Raw genomic sequence first — 21,625 nt, forward strand, 5'->3', positions numbered from 1 at the left:
TTTTTACCTTTATTAAATCCCGCCCCTGCGGGGTTTTTTCACTGGAGTGTGCTATGCGCTTCAATTATGACTTGTTACCTGGGGAACTGCTGCCGTTTGAGGAGATCAACGACCGCTACAGCAGAAAGTACCCCGATGATAAATCGCTGACGACCAGGGGATTACTGAGCCCCTCGACCTCCAGCAAAAACTGGACTATCCGCGCCATCTTTGCCAGCAAAGACAGCCATATTCCGCTGGAAGATCTGCTGTTTATTACCAACGATAATGAACGTAAAAATTACCTGCAGCGCTTCGAGCACTATTTGCAGCGCCAGGAAAGTTTTCTCTATTTTCGTCGTCCGCTGGAGCCCGCGCCGTGGAATACCTGGAAGGTGATGGGGGAAAGCAAAGTGCTGGCGATGCTCGACCCGGCCTCCATCATGGCGCAGAGTCTGCTGCAACAGCGGGGCTATACCCTGACGCTGCTGCGCAGCGACGACGAAGATGATTACTGGCAGCTCTATGACCGCCAGTCTCAGCCGTGCTTTGAATACTCACGACAGCTACAGTTTATTGTGGTCCTGACGTCACCGCTGTTGCCGCCCCCGGCGGGCGTGATCCCCGGAACTCAGGTCGGGCGGCGGGTTAAAGCGCGGCTCTGGCACCGGGCCAGCCATCACGAGTTCAGCAACGCGGTGCGCCAGCGCTACGGTGCCTGCGTGATTACCGGTACGCTGCTCACCGACGAGCACGCCTGGCCGTGGGTGGAAGCCTGTCATATTGACACGCGTGAGAACGAGCAGGGGTTCCTGCTGGATAACAGCGCCGACAATGGCCTGTTCCTGCGCAGCGACCTGCAGCGGCTGTTTACCAGCCGACGTATTACCATTGATCCTCTGCAGGGTACGGTGCATTTTCGCCGCACCTTGCCGGAAGATCACACGCTGTTACCGTTTTATCAGGAGCTGGAAGGCAAAGTCTGTGCCCTGTGGCAACAGGTACCGGAGAATACCCGCCAGCGTCTTTTGCTGAAAAACTGACCCGTTACCGTCTGAGGGATCCCCGCGTCGAAAAATTGTGACGCAGGGATCGTTCAGGGCCACAAAAATGAAATAACCCGCCTTTTTTACCGCTATTCCCCCAATCAATCTGCCCTACAGAAACAGATAATCGTGCCGATAACTTAATTAACGCAGGGTAGGTCAGAGTGAACGATCTATATACCGCCGATGGCGTGATGGACAAACATTCGTTGTGGCAGCGCTACGTACCGCTGGTTCGCCATGAAGCACTGCGCTTGCAGGTTCGCCTGCCCGCCAGCGTGGAACTGGACGATCTGCTGCAGGCAGGTGGCATCGGGTTGCTGAACGCCGTGGAGCGCTATGACGCGCTGCAGGGCACCGCATTTACCACCTATGCGGTTCAGCGAATTCGTGGTGCCATGCTCGATGAGCTTCGCAGCCGTGACTGGGCGCCGCGCAGCGTGCGTCGCAATGCGCGTGAAGTGGCAGGAGCCATGCATCAGGTGGAGCAGGCGCTGGGCCGCTCTGCCACCGAACAGGAAGTGGCCTCTCAGCTGGATGTCTCGCTGGAGGAGTACCGGCAGATTTTGCTGGATACCAATAACAGCCAGCTGTTCTCCTACGACGAATATCGTGAAGAACACGGTGACAGCGCTGAGCTGGTGACGGACGGCCATGAAGAAGCCAATCCACTGCACCAGCTGATGGAAGGAAGCCTGCGCGAGCGAGTCATTGAAGCGATTGAGGCGTTGCCCGATCGCGAAAAGATGGTGCTGACGCTCTATTACCAGGAAGAACTGAACTTGAAAGAGATTGGCGCAGTGCTTGAGGTGGGCGAGTCCCGTGTCAGCCAACTGCACAGTCAGGCGATAAAACGCCTGCGCGCCCGGTTAACGGGGGCGCGCTGACATCGTCAGTTTTGCACTCTCAACACCAACCGGGGAATCTCGAATGGGATCCAAAACTAAAATGAGGCCGTTGAGCCGTTATTTGAAAGACTACAAACACAGCCAGAGCAACTGCTCCCACTGCGGGAAAGTATTAGATCGTATGGCACTGGTTTTTCGTGGTCAGATCATTAACAAAGAGGCTATCGCCCGGATGGACCAGCTGATCGACGATCAGGTCTGGTTAAAATTACAGAATGAGCTTACGGCGCTGTGCCGTTTTTGCAGCGATATTTACTGCAACACACATCCTACTTACTTTGACATCATGGCGTTCAAGCAGTATCTGTTTGAGCAGACCGAAATGAGCCACAGCACCATTCGCGAATATGTTGTTCGCCTGCGTCGTCTGGACGATATGCTGTCGGCAAGAGGTTTCCCGGCGGAGCGCCTGAGCGGCCCCAGCTGGCATGAGTGCCTGGAAAACGATCTGCCGGATGCGGGAAATAATAACTACCGCATAGCACTGCGCAAATACGATCAGTTTCTCGGCTGGCAGCGCAATTAAGCCTCTGCGAGATAAGAAGATGACCCTGCGGTCATCTTCTGCAACACTGTAAGGATAACCTGAACGCCTGCACTGGAGGCCGCGTTGTCCTTACTTAATATTAATCACTTTCCCCGTCTTGAACTGCTGGGCTCACCCACGCCGTTAGAATATCTTCCCCGTTTATCCGACTACCTTGGCCGCGACATTTTTATCAAACGTGACGATGTCACGCCTGTGGCGCTGGGCGGCAATAAGCTCAGAAAGCTGGAGTTTATCGCGGCCGATGCGCTGCGCGCCGGGGCCGATGTGCTGCTGACGGCGGGAGCCATCCAGTCTAATCACGTGCGTCAGACGGCGGCCGTAGCGGCGAAGCTGGGCCTGAAATGCGTGGCTCTGCTGGAAAATCCGACCGGCAGCGTGGCGGAAAACTACCTCAGCAACGGTAACCGGCTGCTGCTGGAGCTGATGGACACCGAGGTTGTGATGGTCGATGCGCTCCACGCTCCCGCTGCCCAACTGGAGGAGCAGGCGACGCGGCTCGAAGCGCAGGGATTCCGGCCTTACGTGGTGCCGGTTGGCGGTTCTAACGCGCTGGGTGCGCTGGGCTACGTTGACTGCGCGCAGGAAATTGCCCACCAGAGTGAAGGCGTGGTCGATTTTGCCGCCGTGGTGGTGGCATCGGGCAGCGCCGGAACGCATGCCGGGCTGGCGGTCGGGCTGGAGCTGCTGCTGCCGGAAACGGAGCTGGTCGGCGTGACCGTGTCGCGCAGCGTGGCTGCTCAGTTACCGAAGGTTGCAACGATCCGCGATGAACTGGCCCGGTCGCTGGACGTCGCCTGTGCGGCCCCCGTCACCCTCTGGGATGACTACTTCGCCCCTGGCTACGGCCATCCGAGTGAAGAAGGTATGGAGGCGGTCAAACTGCTGGCGCGGCTGGAGGGAATATTCCTCGATCCGGTTTACACCGGGAAGGCGATGGCGGGGCTGATTGATGGTATCGCCCAGCATCGTTTCCGCCGTGAGGGGCCGATTGTGTTTATTCATACCGGCGGCGCACCGGCGCTATTCGCCTTTCAGTAGCAGACGGCCTTTTTTAATAAGGGTAATCTTAAATTAAAAAAATCACCTGCCTGAAATCAGTGGATATTGCTGGCGATGGCAGGATAAACGTTAAGACAGCTAAAGCAATCAGGACGAAATCAGACGATCCTCATAGTGATCCGCAAGGCTTCAAGAGATACTTTCGGAATAATATGATGAAATCGGGTTTTTATTGTTATGTCTGTTGCTGGCAAGCAGGAAGTTCTGTGGATTAATACGCTCAAAGGCGGGTGTATATTACTGGTGGTACTGCATCACACCATCATTACAACGTTTATCCCCTCTTTGCAGTATCTGACCGCCGGAATGGTCCCGGCTGATATGTGGGTCATCTTTAATAAATACCTTTCGCCGCTGCGGATGCCGGCTTTTTTCTTCGTCTCAGGTTTACTGGCGGCCAGCGCCATCAGTAAAAAGAGCTGGAGTGAGGTATTTACTAAAAAATTCACCAATATTCTCTACCTGTATATCCTCTGGGGCGTTATCCAGTGGGCGAGTATTTATAATATTTCTGCCAATCTTATTGGTCAGAAACTCTCGACGGCGGTCAATGCCGCCTACGCCAGCTCTCCGCTGGAATTCATTAAGCTGCTGACGCTGTCGATGACCAGCCTGTGGTATCTCTACGCCCTTGCGGGCTACTTTATCGCGGCGAAACTGTTCCATCGCCAGCCGGTGCTGCTGCTGGTGGGGGCGATTATTCTTAACTACGCCACGCAGTTTCATCTGGTGCCGGGCTGGGGCCCGAACGGGGTGGTACAGAACTTTGTCTACTTTGTGCTGGGTGCCTTTTTCAGCCATACGCTGGTGGAAATCAGCCAGCTGTCGCGCCGCCATCTGGCGCTGCTGGCCGGGATGGTGGCGATCGGGGTGGCACATCACGCCGCCGGGATGATGAAAAACCCGTTCTACTGCATTGTGGCGATCGTGGCGGGCATTGTGCTGTGCCGTGCCCTGAACAACCGGTTCAATATGGGCTGGCTGAACTGGATTGGCCGCAACACGCTGCAAATCTACGTGCTGCACCGCATCTTTATTGAGGTACTCGGCCTGACCATGCTGACCCTGGCGGTGAAATACAGCCTGTTCGACAGCACCGCCTTCTCGCTGACCTGGGCGCTGCTGCTGCCGGTGGTGGCGGTAACGGTGACCACCTGTGTGTCGCTGATTGCCTGGAATATGCTTAACCGTGGCCCTGGCAAAGCGCTGTTTATCTATCCCCGACTGCTGCGTAAATCGCCGCCTGCGGAGAAAGTCGCCAGCAATGGCTGACCGCGTTAATTCTGGCCGATAATATCGGCCATTTTTATATGCCCGCCTGACTTTGTATTGCCGCTTTACGGGCGGTAACGCGAATCAGGGCGGGTTTGTTTTGAAAAAAGACCAATAAAAAATATAAAAAACGATCGTGACGGAGGACAGGTTCCCTTTTTATACACCAGACAATCACAGCAGGAGTATCGTTATGCCAACGACTCAGAAGAAAGATATCGCCTGGGTTAATACCCTGAAAGGCGGATGTATTTTACTCGTGGTCCTTTACCATGTGGTGTTACCCGGTTATGCCAATATGGTTCCCCATCTCACCGCCGGGGAGCTGCCTGCCAGGCTATGGCTGATAATAAATAACACTCTGTCTCCGCTGCGGATGCCCGCTTTTTTCTTTGTCTCCGGGATGCTGGCAGCCAATGCCATCTTCAACCGGCCGTGGAAACAGGTGTTCACCAGCCGCGTCACCAATCTGTTCTATCTCTATTTTCTCTGGGGTGTGATTCAGTGGCTGATGATCTACGGCGTCTCGCAGGGGATGATGGGCGAACATCTCTCTGACAATATCAACGCGGCCTGGGCTGACAGCCCACGCCAGTTTGTCACGCTGATGCTGCTGGCGATGAGCTCTTCCTGGTATCTGTACGCGCTGGCGCTGTTTTTTGTCTTTGCCAGGCTGTTTCGCCATCAAAAACCGCTGATCCTGCTGGTGGCGCTGGGGCTGAACTATGCGGCGGTAACGGGGGTAATCCCCGGCTGGGGGCCAGAAAGCCTGTCGCAGTACTTTATTTTCTTCCTGTTCGGTTCCTTCTACAGCGACATTCTGATCCGCTGGAGCGAGTGGCGGCGTGCAAACCTGCTGCCGTGGGCACTGCTGCTGGTGTTGACCCTCGCGCACAGCCTGCTGGGGCTGGAACAGAGTCTGTTCCTCTGCGTGCTGGCGATTCTGGTTTCTATTGCAGGCTGTCGCTGGCTGAACCAGACGTTTTCAATGCGCTGGATTAACTGGGTAGGAAAAAACACGCTGCAAATCTATGTGCTGCATCGTATTTTCATTGAGTTCTTTGGCATGTCAGCGATTCTGTTTGCCGTCGGCCACCAGCTGTTCGCCAGTAAGGCATTTTCACTGCTGTGGGCGCTCGGGTTCCCGCCGGTGATGATGGCACTGTGCGTTGGCTGCTCGGTGGCTGTCTGGACGCTGCTGAACCGCGGCTGGGGTCAGTCGCTGTTTATTTATCCTAAGCTGCTGCGCATGAAGTTTGATAGCTGAAATCGTAGAGGGCGGGCAGGAACAGAAGGCCCGCCACTGCATGTCAGGACTGTAAAAACGGAATGACGCTGTCGTTGAAGGCCTGTGGGCAGGCGATATTCGACAGGTGGGCGGCGGGGAGCACGGCCAGCTGTGCCTGTGGTATATGGCGTTGCAGCCACTGCGCTTCCGCCACGCTGGTCACCGTATCGAACTTACCGCCGATCACCAGTGCAGGTCGCGTGATTCGCGGGACTTCGCCCTGCAGATCTGACACTGCCAGGGCGTCACAGCAGGCGGCGTAGCCTGCCGGGTTGCCGTGGGCCAGCTGCATCACCAGGCGGCTGACCTGAGGTTGCTGATGCCCGATATACTCTTCGGTAAACCAGCGCGCAGAGGCGCTGGCTGCCACCGACGACAGCCCGGTGACCCGGACATCCTGCGCCCTTTGATGCCAGGTTTCCGAGTGGCCAATACGTGCGGCAGTATTGGCCACCACCAATTTTTTGACCCGTTCAGGATGATAACGCGCCAGCCACAGTCCCGTCAGCCCACCCATTGAGATGCCGCAGAAGTGGGCGCTGTCGATATTTAACGCGTCGAGCAGAGTGATAACATCGTGCCCTAAAGTCTCCAGGCTCAGCACGTCGTCGGGCAGCGGGGTATTGCCGTGACCGCGCGCGTTGTAGCGCAAAACCTGAAAATGGCCGCTGAATGCCGCCATCTGCGGCTGCCACATCTCCAGTGTCGTACCCAGCGAATTGGAAAGCACCAGCAACGGGGCATCCTGCTGGCCTTCCAGGCGATATTCAATGTTCATCTCAGCTCCTTTCAATAATCAGTGCAATGCCCTGGCCCTGCGGGTCACAGACCACAGAGTGCTGACTTCATGGGTGAAAGAAGCATCAAAAAATGTGGTTGGCACACTCTGACGCGTTTAAGCGCAAATTTTGTTAACCGGCAGGAATAGGGCTGATGCGAACAACCGGGGAGGATCACCGAAGGTCTGGACGTCGGCCGGTGGCCGAACATCAGGTCTGTTGCGAGCGTTTTGTTGCCAGTACGTAGGGGCCGATCGTTTTTTTCGATCGGCCCGGTTTCAACGCCGATCCCGTTTAGCCAATGGTCATCAGGCTGGCATTGCCGCCTGCGGCCGCGGTATTGACACTCAGCGAACGTTCCAGCAGCAGACGTTCCAGCAGCAGATTCGTCTCGCCGCGGGCAAAGCCCTGCACGGAGATAATCGCCCCCTCGCGCGCCGCCACCGCCTGGCAGAGGTCGCGCAGCTGATCGGCATCGCCGTGGTGGATCACCGCATCAATCGTGGTGCTCTCCAGCGGTTGTGCGGCAAAAGCAATGCGCTGCTGAACCAGCGGCGGCAGCTGCTGCCACAGGTTACGGTGCAGCTCGTCGTCGGACCACAGGGCTTTGCTGCCGACGGCGGTGACCGCCGCCAGCTGCACCAGCGCATCCTGCTCGTTATCCGCCAGGCACAGCACCTGTTCACGCGGCAGCAGGGCAAAGGTGTTGCGCTCGCCCGTCGGGCCTGGCAGCAGGCGCACGGTGCCGCCCTGGCCCAGCTCGGCAAAGCGCGCACAGCAGGCCGCCAGATCCGCACGGTCGGCTGCCCAGTCGCTCAGCGCCTGATGGGCCGTCAGCAGCGCAGGGCGCAGCGCGGCATCCACCGGGCGCTCTTTGTCGTGGCGGTTCAGGGTTACGCTCAGGGCGTTATCCGGGCGATGTGACAGCAGGCGGTAGAGATACAGCGGGCCACCGGCTTTCGGCCCGGTGCCGGACAACCCCTCGCCGCCAAACGGCTGTACGCCGACCACGGCACCGACCATATTGCGGTTAACGTACAGGTTACCGACGTGCGCTTTCTGCACCACCTGATGGATGGTTTCATCGATGCGGGTATGTACGCCGAGCGTCAGGCCGTAGCCAGAGGCATTGATCTGATCAATCACCTGCGGCAGCGTATTGCGGGCAAAGCGCACCACGTGCAGGACCGGACCGAAGATCTCTTTCGTCAGGTCTTCCACTTTTTTCAGTTCAATCAGCGTTGGCATCACAAAGGTGCCGGTCTGCCATTCGCGGCGGCCCGGTGCCTGCGGCTGAGCGGCCTGGAACACGGTAAAGCCTTTGCTGCGCATCGACTCAATGTGCTGCTCAATACCGGCTTTGGCATCGGCATCGATCACCGGGCCGATATCGGTAGAGAAGCGTTCCGGGTTGCCCATGCGGCATTCGGCCATCGCGCCGCGCAGCATCTGTAATGTGTGTTCCGCCACGTCGTCCTGCACGCACAGCAGGCGCAGGGCAGAGCAGCGCTGACCGGCACTGTCAAAGGCGGAGGCGACGATATCTGTCACCACCTGTTCGGTCAGCGCCGATGAGTCCACGATCATCGCATTCATGCCGCCGGTTTCCGCCACCAGCGGCGTCGGGCGGCCCTGAGGATCGAGACGTCCGGCCAGATTGCGTTGCAACAGCGTGGCAACGGCGGTCGAACCGGTAAACATCACCCCGCGCACGCGGTCGTCCTGCACCAGCTGTGCGCCGACGGTTTCGCCGCTGCCCGGCAGCAGCTGCAGTGCGCCCGCCGGGACGCCCGCTTCATGCAGAATAGCCACGGCCTGCGCGGCAATCAGCGGCGTCTGCTCGGCGGGTTTCGCCAGTACGCTGTTACCGGCGGCCAGCGCGGCGGCAATCTGACCGCTGAAGATCGCCAGCGGGAAGTTCCACGGGCTGATGCACACCACCGGGCCTAGCGGGCGGTGGGTTTCATTGTCGAAGTCGTCGCGCACCTGACCGGCGTAGTAGTGCAGGAAATCCACCGCTTCGCGCACTTCGGCAATGGCGTTGCTGAAGGTTTTCCCGGCTTCGCGCACCAGGATACCAATCAGGCTCTGCATCTGGCCTTCCATCATCACGGCGGCACGCTCCAGAATGGCGGCGCGCTCCTGCGGTGGGGTGGCAAACCAGATGGGGCCTTCGCTGGCGGCGGCATCCAGCGCGGCCGACACTTCCTCAGCGGTGGTGTGGCGCACGTAGCCGACCACATCAGTCGGTTCCGCCGGGTTGATCACCGCCATGCTTTCGCCGGAGGCCAGCGGCGCGTCGATCAGCGGCTGGGCCTGCCAGGTCTGGCTGGCGCTGTTAAGCAGGGCGCTGGACAGCGACGCCAGGCGATGTTCGTTGGCCAGGTCCAGCCCGGCGGAGTTCTGACGGTGTTCGCCATACAGCGCACGCGGCAGCGGAATTTTCGGATGCGGCAGACCGACCGCACCCTCGCTGCGCGCCAGCGCTTCCACGGCGGAAACCGGATCGGCCACCAGTTCATCCAGCGGCAGGGTGGCGTCGGCAATGCGGTTAACGAACGAGGTGTTCGCGCCGTTTTCCAGCAGGCGGCGCACCAGATAGGCCAGCAGGGTTTCATGCGTGCCGACCGGGGCATAAATGCGGCACGGACGGTTCAGTTTACCGTCGGCCACTTTACCCACCACCTGTTCGTACAGCGGTTCCCCCATGCCGTGCAGGCACTGGAACTCATACTGACCCGGATAATAGTTGTTGCCTGCCAGCTGGTAGATGGCGGCCAGCGTATGGGCGTTATGCGTGGCGAACTGCGGGTAAATCAGATTCGGCACCGCCAGCAGTTTGCGGGCGCAGGCGAGGTAAGAGATATCGGTGTACACCTTGCGCGTGTAGACCGGGTAGCCTTCCAGCCCTTCGGTCTGGGCGCGTTTGATTTCGCTGTCCCAGTACGCGCCTTTCACCAGGCGGATCATCAGGCGGCGACGGCTGCGCTGGGCCAGATCGGTCAGATAGTCGATCACCATCGGGCAGCGCTTCATGTAGGCCTGGATGACAAAGCCGATGCCGTTCCAGCCTTCCAGCTCCGGTTCAAAGCAGAGTTTTTCCAGCAGGTCGAGCGACAGCTCCAGACGGTCGGCCTCTTCGGCATCGATGTTAATCCCGATGTCGTAGCTGCGCGCCAGCAGCGTCAGAGATTTGAGGATTGGGTAGAGCTCTTCCATCACGCGCTCGTACTGCGCCCGGCTGTAGCGCGGGTGCAGGGCGGAGAGCTTGATGGAGATGCCCGGTCCTTCATAAATGCCGCGTCCGTTGGAGGCTTTACCGATGGCGTGGATCGCCTGCTGGTAGGAAAGCAGGTAGGCTTTGGCATCCTGCGCCGTCAGCGCCGCTTCGCCCAGCATATCGTAGGAGTAGCGGAACCCGTTCTCTTCCAGCTTGCGGGCATTGGCCAGCGCTTCGGCGATGGTTTCCCCGGTGACAAACTGCTCCCCCATCAGACGCATCGCCATATCGACGCCTTTACGGATCAGCGGTTCGCCGCTCTTACCGATAATGCGGTTAAGCGAGCGCGACAGATTAGCTTCGTTGTGGGTGGCGACCAGACGCCCGGTAAACAGCAGGCCCCAGGTGGCCGCGTTAACGAACATCGACGGGCTGCGGCCCAGGTGCGAGTGCCAGTTGCCGTTGCTGATCTTATCGCGGATCAGCGCATCACGGGTGGGCTTGTCGGGAATACGCAGCAGGGCTTCAGCCAGGCACATCAGCGCCACGCCTTCCTGAGACGACAGGGAGAACTCCTGCAGCAGGCTTTGCACCATACCGGCGCGTCCTCCTGCTCCTTTCTGGTGCCGCAGCTTGTCAGCCAGCTGGTATGCCAGGCGGTGGGTGGATTCGGCCAGCGGCTGCGGCAGGCGGGCCTGCTCCAGCAGCATCGGTACGGCTTCGGTCTCTGGCCGACGCCACGCCGAGGTGATGGCCGCACGGGCCACCGACTGCGGCAGGATCTGCTCGGCAAAGTCGAGGAACGGCTGGTGAGCCTCTTCCTGCGGGCGTTCAACGCTCTCCACCGTCGCGGTGCTGGTCGGGATTTCCGCCAGGGGCGCGCCTTGCTCAATCTGTTGCAGATAATTGAAGATCGCCTGCTTAATCAGCCAGTGCGGCGTGCGGTCAATCTGTAGCGCGGCCTGTTTAATCCGGTCGCGCGTTGCGTCGTCCAGTTTCACGCCCATGGTAGTTGTGCCCATGCCTTACAGCTCCTGAATCAGTGGGGAATAAATCTTACGATGCAATATCACTGATGTTGCAACTTTGTGCAACCTCGTTAAATGTGAGCCTGACCTCAATCTTTAAAACTGGCTTTTGGTTAACACCCGAAAAGCGGCATGGATATTGCTGCAAGAACCTCTCCAGGTTTAAAGAAACCTGATAAACCCTGGTTTTCTTGCGGTTGCTGTCCGGGTGCAACCCGGTTAAATGTGATGCAGTGCAACCTGCTGGAATTTAGTGGTAACAACCTGGTGAAATGAATGTGCAAGCTGTGTTAAATCGTTTGTGCCACACAGCCGTTTACGGCAGGATACCGCCCCCCGGCTGGATGCCACACCCGTGCGAGAGTTTGCTTCGTTCCGGCAAGCCACGCATATACAGCTTCTCGCTGTGGAAAACTAATAATAAGTGGAGAACCTGAATGACTGTAAGTACGCCAATGATGGTGACATTTTGTATTTATATACTCGGCATGGTGTTGATTGGTTTCATCGCTTACCGTTCAACGAAAAACTTTGACGACTATATTCTCGGTGGCCGTAGTCTGGGCAGCTTTGTTACGGCACTCTCTGCGGGGGCGTCGGATATGAGCGGCTGGCTGCTGATGGGCCTGCCCGGTGCCATCTTCCTGTCCGGTATTTCCAAAAGCTGGATCGCCATCGGTCTGACGCTGGGCGCTTACCTTAACTGGAAAATAGTGGCAGGCCGTCTGCGCGTGCAGACCGAGCATCACGATAATGCGCTGACGCTGCCGGACTACTTCTCCAGCCGCTTCGAAGACAGTAGTAAACTGCTGCGGGTGATCTCCGCACTGGTGATCCTGGTGTTCTTTACCATCTACTGCGCTTCCGGCGTGGTGGCCGGCGCCCGCCTGTTCGAAAGCACCTTCGGTATGAGCTACGAAACCGCCCTGTGGGCCGGTGCGGCAGCGACCATCGTTTACACCTTTGTCGGCGGCTTCCTTGCGGTAAGCTGGACTGATACGGTGCAGGCGACGCTGATGATTTTCGCGCTGATCCTGACGCCGGTGATGGTGATCCTCGCCGTCGGTGGCCTTGACGATGCGATGGCGGTCATCCAGGCGAAAAGCATTGAGAACGTCGATATGCTGAAGAACCTCAACTTCGTGGCCATTGTCTCTCTGCTGGGCTGGGGTCTGGGTTACTTCGGTCAGCCACACATCCTCGCACGCTTTATGGCGGCGGACTCTCACCGCTCCATTCGTACCGCGCGTCGCATCGGTATGATCTGGATGATCCTGTGCCTGGCGGGTGCCGTTGCCGTCGGCTTCTTTGGGATTGCCTACTTCCAGAACCATCCTGAACAGGCGGGCGAAGTCTCGCAGAACGGCGAGCGCATCTTTATTGAGCTGGCACGGATTCTGTTTAACCCGTGGATTGCCGGTGTGCTGCTGTCTGCCATTCTGGCGGCCGTTATGTCAACGCTGAGCTGTCAGCTGCTGGTGTGCTCCAGCGCGCTGACCGAAGATCTCTACAAGAACTTCCTGCGTAAAGGTGCCAGCCAGCGTGAACTGGTATGGGTAGGGCGCCTGATGGTGCTGCTGGTGGCGGTGATTGCCATTGCGCTGGCCGCTGATCCGGACAACCGCGTGCTGGGCCTGGTGAGCTATGCCTGGGCTGGTTTCGGTGCGGCGTTTGGTCCGGTCGTGCTGCTCTCCCTGGTGTGGAAACGTATGACGCGTAACGGCGCGCTGGCCGGTATGATCGTCGGTGCCGTCACCGTGCTGGTCTGGAAACAGTGGGGCTGGCTGGATCTTTACGAGATTATCCCTGGCTTTATCTTTGCCAGCATCGCCATTGTGGTGTTCAGCCACGTTGGTAAAGCGCCATCTGCCGCTGCACAGCAGCGTTTCGATGCCGCTGAAGCGGAGTACCAGGCAGACTAAACCCGATGGGCCAGCGCTGTCTGGCCCATATTTTCCTTTCAGCCCGCCCCTGCCGTTACATTTGCTTAAATTTTCCCCGCGCGCAAAACACGAATATATTGCGGCCCCGTCTTGTATTTCCCTGGCCGATAATGATAATCGATATCGTTCTTATTTTACTTATCTTTACCGATACTGACCGGATTTCACACTTGAGGTGCCAGGCATGTTTGTCCCGTTTCTGATTATGCTGCGCGAAGGGCTCGAAGCGGCGCTGATTGTCAGCCTGATCGCCAGTTACTTAAAACGAACCCAGCGCAGCCAGTGGTTTGGTGCCATGTGGGCTGGCGTGTTTATTGCCGCTGCCCTGTGTCTGGGGCTGGGCTGGTTTATCAATGAAACCACCGGTGAATTCCCGCAAAAACAGCAGGAGCTGTTTGAAGGCCTGGTGGCCGTGGTCGCCGTGGTGGTTCTCACCTGGATGGTATTCTGGATGCGCAAAGTGTCACGTAACGTGAAGGCGCAGCTGGAAGACGCGGTCGACAGCGCGTTACAGAAGGGCAGTAACAGCGGTTGGGCGCTGGTGCTGATGGTCTTTCTCGCCGTGGCACGCGAAGGCCTTGAGTCGGTGTTCTTCCTGCTGGCTGCGTTTCAGCAGGATGTCGGCTATGCGCCGCCGCTGGGGGCGATGCTCGGCCTGGGCACGGCGGTGGTCATCGGTATGCTGATTTACTGGGGCGGCGTGCGCCTCAATCTGGCCAGCTTCTTCAAGTGGACCAGCCTGTTTATTATTTTTGTCGCGGCCGGGCTGGCGGCGGGCGCGATCCGCGCCTTCCATGAAGCCGGTCTGTGGAATCATTTCCAGGATGTGGCGTTTGACTTCAGCAACACCCTGACCACGCACAGCGTCTTTGGCACCCTGCTGGAAGGCCTGCTGGGCTACCAGGAAGCGCCGAGCGTCAGCGAAGTGGCCGTCTGGTTTATCTATCTGCTACCCGCGCTGCTGCTGTTTGTTATGCCTGCACGCACCGTTACACCGACTGCGCGCACCACGCGCTGAATCTGACCGGGCAGGTCGCCGACCTGCCGCTTACAACACTTAGACTGGGATCACTCTATGACCACTCATTTTCGCCGTCAGGCACTGAATGCTGCCCTGCTGGCGGCTCTGGCTTCTTCCGGCGCTGCCCTGGCTGCCGATATCCCGCAGGTTAAGGTCAGCGTCACCGACAAACAGTGTGAACCGATGACCCTGACGGTCGATGCCGGCAAGACCCAGTTTGTTATCAAGAATAACAGCCAGAAAGCGCTGGAGTGGGAGATCCTGAAAGGGGTCATGGTGGTGGAAGAGCGTGAAAACATCGCGCCGTCCTTTACCCAGAAACTGACCGCTAACCTCGAAGCCGGGGAATACGATATTACCTGTGGCCTGCTGAGCAACCCGAAAGGCAAGCTGATCGTCAAAGCCAGCGGTAGCAAGGTGAGCGACGGCAAGCCGGACGTGCTGCAGCTGGTAGGCCCGATTGCCGATTATAAACTGTATGTCACGAAAGAAGTGGAACAGCTGGTGACCGGTACCAAGGCGTTTACCGACGCGGTGAAAGCGGGCGACCTGGAGAAGGCAAAAGCGCTGTTTGCGCCGACCCGCCAGCACTACGAGCGTATTGAACCGATTGCCGAGCTGTTCTCTGACCTCGACGGAGCCATCGATGCCCGTGAAGATGATTTTGAGAAGAAAGCGGAAGACCCGAACTTCACCGGTTTCCACCGTCTGGAAAAAGTGCTGTTTGCCGACCACACCACCAAAGGGCTGGATAAATTTGCCGACCAGCTGTACAGCAATGTGCAGGATCTGCAGACCCGCGTCAGCGAGCTGGCTTTCCCTCCGGGCAAAGTTGTCGGCGGCGCTGCCGGTCTGATTGAGGAAGTCGCGTCCAGTAAGATTTCCGGTGAAGAAGACCGCTACAGCCGCACTGACCTGTGGGATTTCCAGGCTAACGTGGATGGCGCACAGAAGATTGTTAATCTGCTGCGTCCGCTGGTGCAGAAAGCCAATCCGCAGCTGCTGGCGAAAGTGGACGGTAACTTCAAAAAGGTAGATACCATTCTGGCGAAGTACCGTACTAAAGATGGCTTCGAGTCTTACGATAAACTCACCGATGCAGACCGCACCGCGTTGAAAGGTCCGATTACGGCGCTGGCCGAAGACCTTTCTCTGCTGCGCGGTACGCTGGGACTGGATTAATCCGATATGGCAAAACCTGTTGATGACGTGACGCTGACGTCACGCCGTCGTTTACTGAAGGGTATGGGCATCCTCAGCGGTGCCCTGGCGGTAGCGGGCGGTTGCCCGGCGCATGCGGCGGTTGACGAGAAAACCTCGTCACCGGGCACGCTGTCACCGGGCGCACGCCAGGAGCGACAGCCGTTTTACGGTGCGCATCAGGCGGGGATCACCACCCCGCAGCAGGCGGCGATGATGCTGGTGGCCTTTGACGTGCTGGCCAGTGACAAAGCCGGGCTGGTGCGGCTGTTTAAACTGTTGACGGACCGTATTGCGTTTCTCACCACCGGGGGTAAAGCGCCGCTGGTGACCAATCCGCAGCTGCCGCCGATGGACTCCGGGATCCTGGGGGAGGATATCTACCCGGATAATCTGACCATTACCGTCTCTGTCGGCTCCTCGCTGTTTGACGAGCGTTTTGGTCTGGCAGCCTTAAAACCGCTCAGGCTGCAGCGCATGACGCGCTTCCCTAACGATTCGCTGGATGCCAGCCTGTGCCACGGCGATCTGCTGTTGCAGATCTGCGCTAACACCAATGACACCGTGATCCATGCGCTGCGCGATATCATCAAGCATTCGCCGGATCTGCTCAGCGTGCGCTGGCGGCGTGAAGGGTTTATCTCTGACCATGCTGCGCGCAGCAGAGGTAAAGAGACGCCGATCAATCTGCTGGGCTTTAAGGACGGAACGGCTAACCCGGACAGCACTGACGCCAGCCTGATGGACAATATCCTTTGGGTCAGCAAGGGGCAGGGCGAACCGGCGTGGACGCTGGGGGGCAGCTATCAGGCGGCGCGCATTATTCAGTTCCACGTCGAATTCTGGGACCGCACGCCGCTGCGCGAGCAGCAGACCATCTTTGGCCGTGAAAAACACAGCGGTGCGCCACTGGGTATGAATAAAGAGCATGATGTGCCGGATTACGCCAGCGACCCTGATGGTGAGGTGATCCCGATGGATGCACATATCCGTCTGGCGAACCCGCGCACGCCGGAAACGCAAAGCAGCCTGATGCTGCGCCGTGGCTACAGTTATTCTCTGGGGGTTTCGAATTCCGGACAGCTGGAAATGGGGCTGCTGTTTATCTGTTATCAGCACGATTTAGAAAAAGGTTTTCTTACCGTGCAGAAACGTCTTAACGGAGAAGCGCTGGAAGAATATATAAAGCCGGTTGGCGGAGGCTATTTCTTTGTGCTACCGGGAGTGCCCGATTCACAACACTTCCTGGCACAGGGTTTGCTGCAAGCCTGAGTTATTTTTAGCGGATTATTATTAATCCGCTTAATTCTTTACGCGCAGTGAAATCAGAACAAACTTTAGCCAGTCTTAACTGAGCAAAAAACACTCAACCTCTCTTTTGATAGTGGAATCGTTAATTAAGCATTAATCCTAACTCCATGATTTAAATCACCTTCACATGAATGTAATAATAACGTTAAAAAAAGTGTTGCATTTCTTCGCTAATATGAAGAATATGAAATTGCTGTTGATTTTCGCATACAATTTTCCACTCTGGAGATAGCGAATGCAGAAGTCCTTTACCGGGCCATTAGTCACTCAGTTTTACATCGCCAGAATTTGCGGGGAATTTCTTTCCTCTTCAGCTTTCTCTTCTTTCACAATTCAACGGCTGTTCAATTCCTTTAAACCCTTCCGGTGTACTGCGGGCGTTTGCTTTGCTGTGCATAGTTCCAACGGTTAGACCAGGCTTAAAAGGAAGCCACGACCTCTAAAGCGTTCACGTAATCGCATCGATAAGACAGATGCGGGAAATGAAACCAACTGTAAGGTGCCACTATGGGAAGACAGAAAGCAGTGATCAAAGCGCGTCGTGAAGCAAAACGTGTGCTTCGTAGCGATTCACGCAGTCATCGTCAGCGTGAAGAAGAATCGGTCACCTCGCTGGTGCAGATGGGTGGGCTGGACTCGATTGGCATGGCTCGCGATACCCGCGACCACTCCGCCATTGAAGCCAGAAATGAAGCTCAGGCGCACTATCTCCACGCCATAGAACATAAGAAGCTGATCTTTGCGACGGGTGAAGCCGGCTGCGGTAAAACCTGGATCAGCGCGGCGAAAGCCGCCGAGGCCCTGATACATAAGGATGTCGACAGGATCATAGTCACACGCCCGGTATTGCAGGCGGATGAGGATCTGGGATTCCTGCCTGGGGATATCTCAGAAAAGTTTGCCCCGTATTTCCGGCCGGTATATGACGTTCTGGTTAAACGTTTGGGATCTTCTTTTATGCAGTACTGCCTGCGTCCTGAAATTGGTAAAGTGGAAATCGCTCCCTTTGCCTATATGCGCGGCCGTACTTTCGAGAATGCGGTGGTCATTCTGGATGAGGCGCAGAACGTTACCGCTGCCCAGATGAAAATGTTCTTAACCCGCCTTGGGGAAAATGTCACCGTGATTGTTAACGGCGATATCACACAGTGTGATTTGCCTGCTCATGTGAAGTCCGGCCTCAGCGACGCGATGGCGCGCTTTGAGGAAGACGATATGATCGGGGTGGTTCGTTTCGATAAAGAGGACTGTGTGCGCTCAGAACTGTGTCAGCGTGCACTGCAGGCGTACAGCTAAACCGTTATCTGCAAGCGGTGAATAATAAAAGCCCGGATACATAAACTGTCCGGGCTTTTTTACGCTTATTTATCGATGCCGAAGCCCTGTTTAACAATCGCTGGCAGCACCTGTGGGAAATAGATGTGCTGATAATAGCTGGCGGTATTGTTGCCCCAGTTATCGCCATCAGTGCGGCCGGTATTCTTCCAGTGCGTGACCAGCACTTCGTTATAGGCGCGGATGACTTCAGGCAGCATAGTGCTGTCGTAACGCGTTTCATGACGGAAGCCCGCCAGTGACATACGCGGTTTTTGCTCGGCAGGCTGATCGACATAGCCCAGCACCACGCCCGCCACCGGGAAGGTCAGCTCGGGCAGATTGAGCAGTTCGATCATCGCCTGCGGTTCACGACGGATCCCGCCGATAGGCACCACGCCAAGACCGTGGGAGCGTGCGGCGGTCATCACTGTCGCCAGCGCAATGCCGATATCGGTCGAACCGGAAATCAGGCTTTCAAGGCTCTGATGCGCAATCTGCTGTTTGCCTTCGGCTTCAATGGCCATCTGGCTTTTATGCATATCCAGCACAAAGGTGATAAACACCGGCGCCTGCGCAATCCACGCCTGGCCACCAGCGATTTCCGCAATGCGTGCGCGGGTAGCGGCGTCACGCACCACGACCAGCGAAACCTGCTGCGAGTTGACGGAGGTTGGAGCACGCCAGGCCGTTTCGATAATGTCATCCAGCACGGCATCGTCAATGGGTTTATCAAGGTAGCTGCGATCGCTGCGATGGCTTTTCAGCAGTTGAGTGACTTCATTCATGGGGAAACCTGGTTGCAATAAAGGAAAAGGGGTCAGGGAAGATAAGATAGTGAAGGTATGGACAATCATATAGCCAGTTTGTGCGGCAGGTCACATTTTGTAGCGCACAGCATGGCAGGTGTGGCCTCATGGAACCCCGGTCGTCGTGGTATTGCGTATTGCGGGCTGACCGGAAAAGAAGGTCAGCCCCTACGAAATGTGATGCCAGGTGTGGCCTCACGGAACCCCGGTCGTCGCGGCGCTGCGCATTGCGGGCGGACCGGAACAGAAGGTCCGCCCCTACGAAGTGATGCCAGGTGTGGCCTTGCGGAACCCGGTCCCCTGTAGTGGACGACCTTTTTTTCCGGTCGTCCATTTTTCCGGTCGTCCAGTTTTCCGGTCGTTCAGTTTTCCGGTCGTCCATTTTTCCGGTCGTCCATTTTTTCCGGTCGCCGTGGTGTGATATCCAGGTGTTGCGGATTGCAGGCAAAAAAAAAGTCTGAACGTGAGTTCAGACTTTTTTCTGGGAATATGGTGGTGAGAGAGGGGGAGCACTCGCGCCATCCCTGGCGCTCGCCCTTCGGGCAGCCTGCGGCTGTGCAAAACGGCTATCCTGCCGTTTTGTCGAACCTTGGCGAGGGTTCTCACTCCCTCTCTCATTGTGCAAAATGCAAAAAAAAAGTCTGAACGTGAGTTCAGACTTTTTTCTCGGAATATGGTGGTGAGAGAGGGGGATCACTCGCGCCATCCCTGGCGCTCGCCCTTCGGGCAGCCTGCGGCTGTGCAAAACGGCTATCCTGCCGTTTTGTCGAACCCTGGCGAGGGTTCTCACTCCCTCTCTCATTGTGCAAAATGCAAAAAAAAAGTCTGAACGTGAGTTCAGACTTTTTCCCGAAATATGGTGGTGAGAGAGGGGTTCGAACCCTCGATACGTTGCCGTATACACACTTTCCAGGCGTGCTCCTTCAGCCACTCGGACACCTCACCATAATTTTACTGCCGTTACCCGCAGGGGGCAACGGGGCGCTACTATAGGCAGTCGCGGGGAATGGGTCAAGCAGTATTTTTCCCTGTGGTTCTATTCGCTTAACTCATGAGCAATGGCAAAAATCCCGCCATCACCCTGCCTGAAAGGTGAAATCTTAATGTCATCTGTCTGACGCAAAAATGAAATAGTTGTATCGCACACTGGCACCTGGAAACATTAAGTTAAATTTATTCATGGAGATCGCCAATAATGAAACCTCAAGCCTTTGCTCTTTCCCTGCTGACGTCCCTGATCTGTTCTTCCGCCGTGGCGGATGTGGCGACATGGAACCGCGCCGCCCACGGGGATATCACCCAGCCAGGCGGGGCGCGACGTCTCAGCGAAGATCAGACCGCAGCGCTTAAAGCGTCGTTGAGCAATACGACGGCGAAAAATGTCATTCTGCTGATTGGCGATGGTATGGGGGATTCTGAAATTACGGCTGCACGTAACTATGTCGAAGGGGCGGGCGGTTTCTTTAAAGGGATTGATGCCCTGCCGTTGACCGGGCAGTACACCCACTACTCGCTGGATAAGAAAACCCATAAACCGGATTATGTCACCGATTCTGCGGCCTCGGCCACTGCCTGGGCAACCGGCGTAAAGTCTTATAACGGCGCAATCGGCGTCGATGTTAACGGCAAGGATCATTCCACGCTGCTGGAGCTGGCCAGAGCTGCCGGTAAAGCAACGGGTAACGTCTCTACCGCCGAACTGGAAGATGCCACCCCGGCAGCGCAGATCGCCCACGTTACCTCGCGTAAATGCTACGGTCCGGTGAAAACCAGTGAGCTTTGCGCCAGTAACGCTCTGGAAAAAGGGGGGAAAGGATCCATCGCGGAACAGCTGCTGAATGCGCGTGCGGATGTGACGTTTGGCGGCGGCGGTAAAACCTTTAGCGAAACGGCGAAAGCGGGCGAGTGGCAGGGTAAGACGCTGGCAGAGCAGGCGAAGCTGCGCGGCTATCAGCTGGTCAACGATCTTGATGGCATGAATGCCCTGACGGAAGCCAGCGATGACAAACCGGTGCTTGGCCTGTTTGCTGACGGCAACATGCCGGTGCGCTGGAAAGGGCCAAAAGCGACTTATCACGGCAACCTTGAGGGCAAACCGGTTACCTGTGAAGTGAACGCGGAACGTCCGGCCTCAGTGCCGACGCTGGCGCAGATGACCGATAAAGCTATCACCCTGTTAAGCCGCAAAGAGCAGGGCTTTTTCCTGCAGGTGGAAGGGGCTTCCATCGATAAGCAGGATCATGCCGCCAATCCGTGCGGTCAGATCGGAGAAACGGTGGATCTGGATGAGGCCGTGCAGAAAGCGCTGGAGTTTGCGCGCAAAGATGGCAATACGCTGGTGATTGTCACCGCCGACCACGCGCACTCCAGCCAGATTATTGCCAATGACAGCAAGGCACCGGGCCTGACGCAGACGTTGATCACCAAAGACGGCAGCCCGATGACCATCAGCTACGGCAACTCGGAAGAAGATTCCCAGGGCCATACCGGCACGCAGCTGCGCATTGCGGCTTATGGCCCGCATGCGGCCAACGTGGTGGGCCTGACCGATCAGACCGACCTGTTCTATACCATCAGGGCCGCGCTCGATATCAAATAAAGGTCACCTGCTGACGGAGGCTGCGCCCGTACGGCGGCCTCCGCAATCTTTCATTCACGGTGTTGCCCCTGCGGCAGTACCTGTTGTCGAACCCTGGCGAGGGTTCTCACTCCCTCTCTCATTGTGCAAAATGCAAAAAAAAGTCTGAACGTGAGTTCAGACTTTTTCTGGGAATATGGTGGTGAGAGAGGGGGATCACTCGCGCCATCCCTGGCGCTCGCCCTTCGGGCAGCCTGCGGCTGTGCAAAACGGCCGTCCTGCCGTTTTGTCGAACCCTGGCGAGGGTTCTCACTCCCTCT

Annotated in this window: 15 protein-coding genes and 1 tRNA gene; 12 read left to right on the forward strand and 4 right to left on the reverse strand. The window is 57.1% G+C overall.

Annotation, left to right across the window (positions count from 1 at the left end):
- The first annotated feature begins 53 nt into the window (after window positions 1-53).
- The 6 genes from ABEH87_RS02195 (at window position 54) to ABEH87_RS02220 (ending at window position 6,081) form a co-directional block, all read left to right on the forward strand.
- Window positions 54-1,022, forward strand: coding sequence for an HNH endonuclease signature motif containing protein (locus tag ABEH87_RS02195; protein WP_346573511.1), 969 nt, complete (start codon window positions 54-56; stop codon window positions 1,020-1,022).
- A gap of 167 nt (window positions 1,023-1,189) precedes the next feature.
- Window positions 1,190-1,912, forward strand: a complete 723-nt coding sequence (locus tag ABEH87_RS02200) for an RNA polymerase sigma factor FliA (protein ID WP_346573513.1) — start codon at window positions 1,190-1,192, stop codon at window positions 1,910-1,912.
- A gap of 43 nt (window positions 1,913-1,955) precedes the next feature.
- On the forward strand, window positions 1,956-2,459 hold the full coding sequence (gene fliZ / locus ABEH87_RS02205; protein ID WP_062742545.1) for a flagella biosynthesis regulatory protein FliZ: 504 nt from the start codon (window positions 1,956-1,958) through the stop codon (window positions 2,457-2,459).
- Between the two features lie 84 nt (window positions 2,460-2,543).
- Window positions 2,544-3,521 (forward strand): D-cysteine desulfhydrase, encoded by a 978-nt coding sequence (locus ABEH87_RS02210; RefSeq protein ID WP_346573515.1) that lies wholly within the window; start codon window positions 2,544-2,546, stop codon window positions 3,519-3,521.
- Window positions 3,522-3,719: 198 nt separating this feature from the next.
- Window positions 3,720-4,814 (forward strand): acyltransferase family protein, encoded by a 1,095-nt coding sequence (locus ABEH87_RS02215; RefSeq protein ID WP_346573517.1) that lies wholly within the window; start codon window positions 3,720-3,722, stop codon window positions 4,812-4,814.
- A gap of 193 nt (window positions 4,815-5,007) precedes the next feature.
- Complete coding sequence (locus ABEH87_RS02220) at window positions 5,008-6,081, forward strand: acyltransferase family protein (protein WP_346573519.1); 1,074 nt, start codon at window positions 5,008-5,010, stop codon at window positions 6,079-6,081.
- Window positions 6,082-6,124: 43 nt separating this feature from the next.
- Here the strand turns inward: ABEH87_RS02220 and pcaD are convergent, their stop codons facing one another.
- Both pcaD and putA read right to left on the reverse strand, forming a co-directional pair.
- Window positions 6,125-6,880 (reverse strand): 3-oxoadipate enol-lactonase, encoded by a 756-nt coding sequence (gene pcaD / locus ABEH87_RS02225; RefSeq protein ID WP_346573521.1) that lies wholly within the window; start codon window positions 6,878-6,880, stop codon window positions 6,125-6,127.
- Window positions 6,881-7,175: 295 nt separating this feature from the next.
- Window positions 7,176-11,123: a trifunctional transcriptional regulator/proline dehydrogenase/L-glutamate gamma-semialdehyde dehydrogenase gene (putA, locus tag ABEH87_RS02230; protein WP_346573523.1), complete on the reverse strand. Its 3,948-nt coding sequence runs from the start codon at window positions 11,121-11,123 to the stop codon at window positions 7,176-7,178.
- 443 nt (window positions 11,124-11,566) lie between these two features.
- Between putA and putP the strand changes: the two genes are divergently transcribed.
- The 5 genes from putP (at window position 11,567) to phoH (ending at window position 17,900) form a co-directional block, all read left to right on the forward strand.
- Window positions 11,567-13,051 carry a sodium/proline symporter PutP gene (gene putP / locus ABEH87_RS02235; protein ID WP_346573525.1) on the forward strand — a complete coding sequence of 495 codons (1,485 nt, stop codon included), beginning with the start codon at window positions 11,567-11,569 and terminating at the stop codon, window positions 13,049-13,051.
- A 205-nt stretch (window positions 13,052-13,256) separates the two neighbouring features.
- A complete protein-coding gene (gene efeU / locus ABEH87_RS02240; protein WP_346573527.1) occupies window positions 13,257-14,090 on the forward strand; it encodes an iron uptake transporter permease EfeU in 834 nt (277 codons plus the stop codon).
- Between the two features lie 57 nt (window positions 14,091-14,147).
- Window positions 14,148-15,275 carry an iron uptake system protein EfeO gene (gene efeO / locus ABEH87_RS02245; protein WP_346573529.1) on the forward strand — a complete coding sequence of 376 codons (1,128 nt, stop codon included), beginning with the start codon at window positions 14,148-14,150 and terminating at the stop codon, window positions 15,273-15,275.
- Window positions 15,276-15,281: 6 nt separating this feature from the next.
- Complete coding sequence (gene efeB / locus ABEH87_RS02250) at window positions 15,282-16,565, forward strand: iron uptake transporter deferrochelatase/peroxidase subunit (RefSeq protein ID WP_346573531.1); 1,284 nt, start codon at window positions 15,282-15,284, stop codon at window positions 16,563-16,565.
- 546 nt (window positions 16,566-17,111) lie between these two features.
- A complete protein-coding gene (gene phoH, locus ABEH87_RS02255; protein ID WP_346573533.1) occupies window positions 17,112-17,900 on the forward strand; it encodes a phosphate starvation-inducible protein PhoH in 789 nt (262 codons plus the stop codon).
- Between the two features lie 65 nt (window positions 17,901-17,965).
- Here phoH and ABEH87_RS02260 read toward each other — a convergent pair whose 3' ends face one another.
- Complete coding sequence (locus tag ABEH87_RS02260; RefSeq protein WP_346573535.1) at window positions 17,966-18,706, reverse strand: NADPH-dependent oxidoreductase; 741 nt, start codon at window positions 18,704-18,706, stop codon at window positions 17,966-17,968.
- Window positions 18,707-19,584: 878 nt separating this feature from the next.
- Window positions 19,585-19,672 (reverse strand) — tRNA-Ser (locus ABEH87_RS02265).
- A gap of 250 nt (window positions 19,673-19,922) precedes the next feature.
- On the opposite strand from ABEH87_RS02265, the gene phoA reads away from it, so the two are divergent.
- Window positions 19,923-21,326 carry an alkaline phosphatase gene (gene phoA / locus ABEH87_RS02270; RefSeq protein ID WP_346573537.1) on the forward strand — a complete coding sequence of 468 codons (1,404 nt, stop codon included), beginning with the start codon at window positions 19,923-19,925 and terminating at the stop codon, window positions 21,324-21,326.
- The last annotated feature ends 299 nt before the right edge of the window (window positions 21,327-21,625 follow it).

It is taken from the genome of Erwinia sp. Eh17-17 (assembly GCF_039675725.1).
GTDB lineage: Bacteria > Pseudomonadota > Gammaproteobacteria > Enterobacterales > Enterobacteriaceae > Erwinia.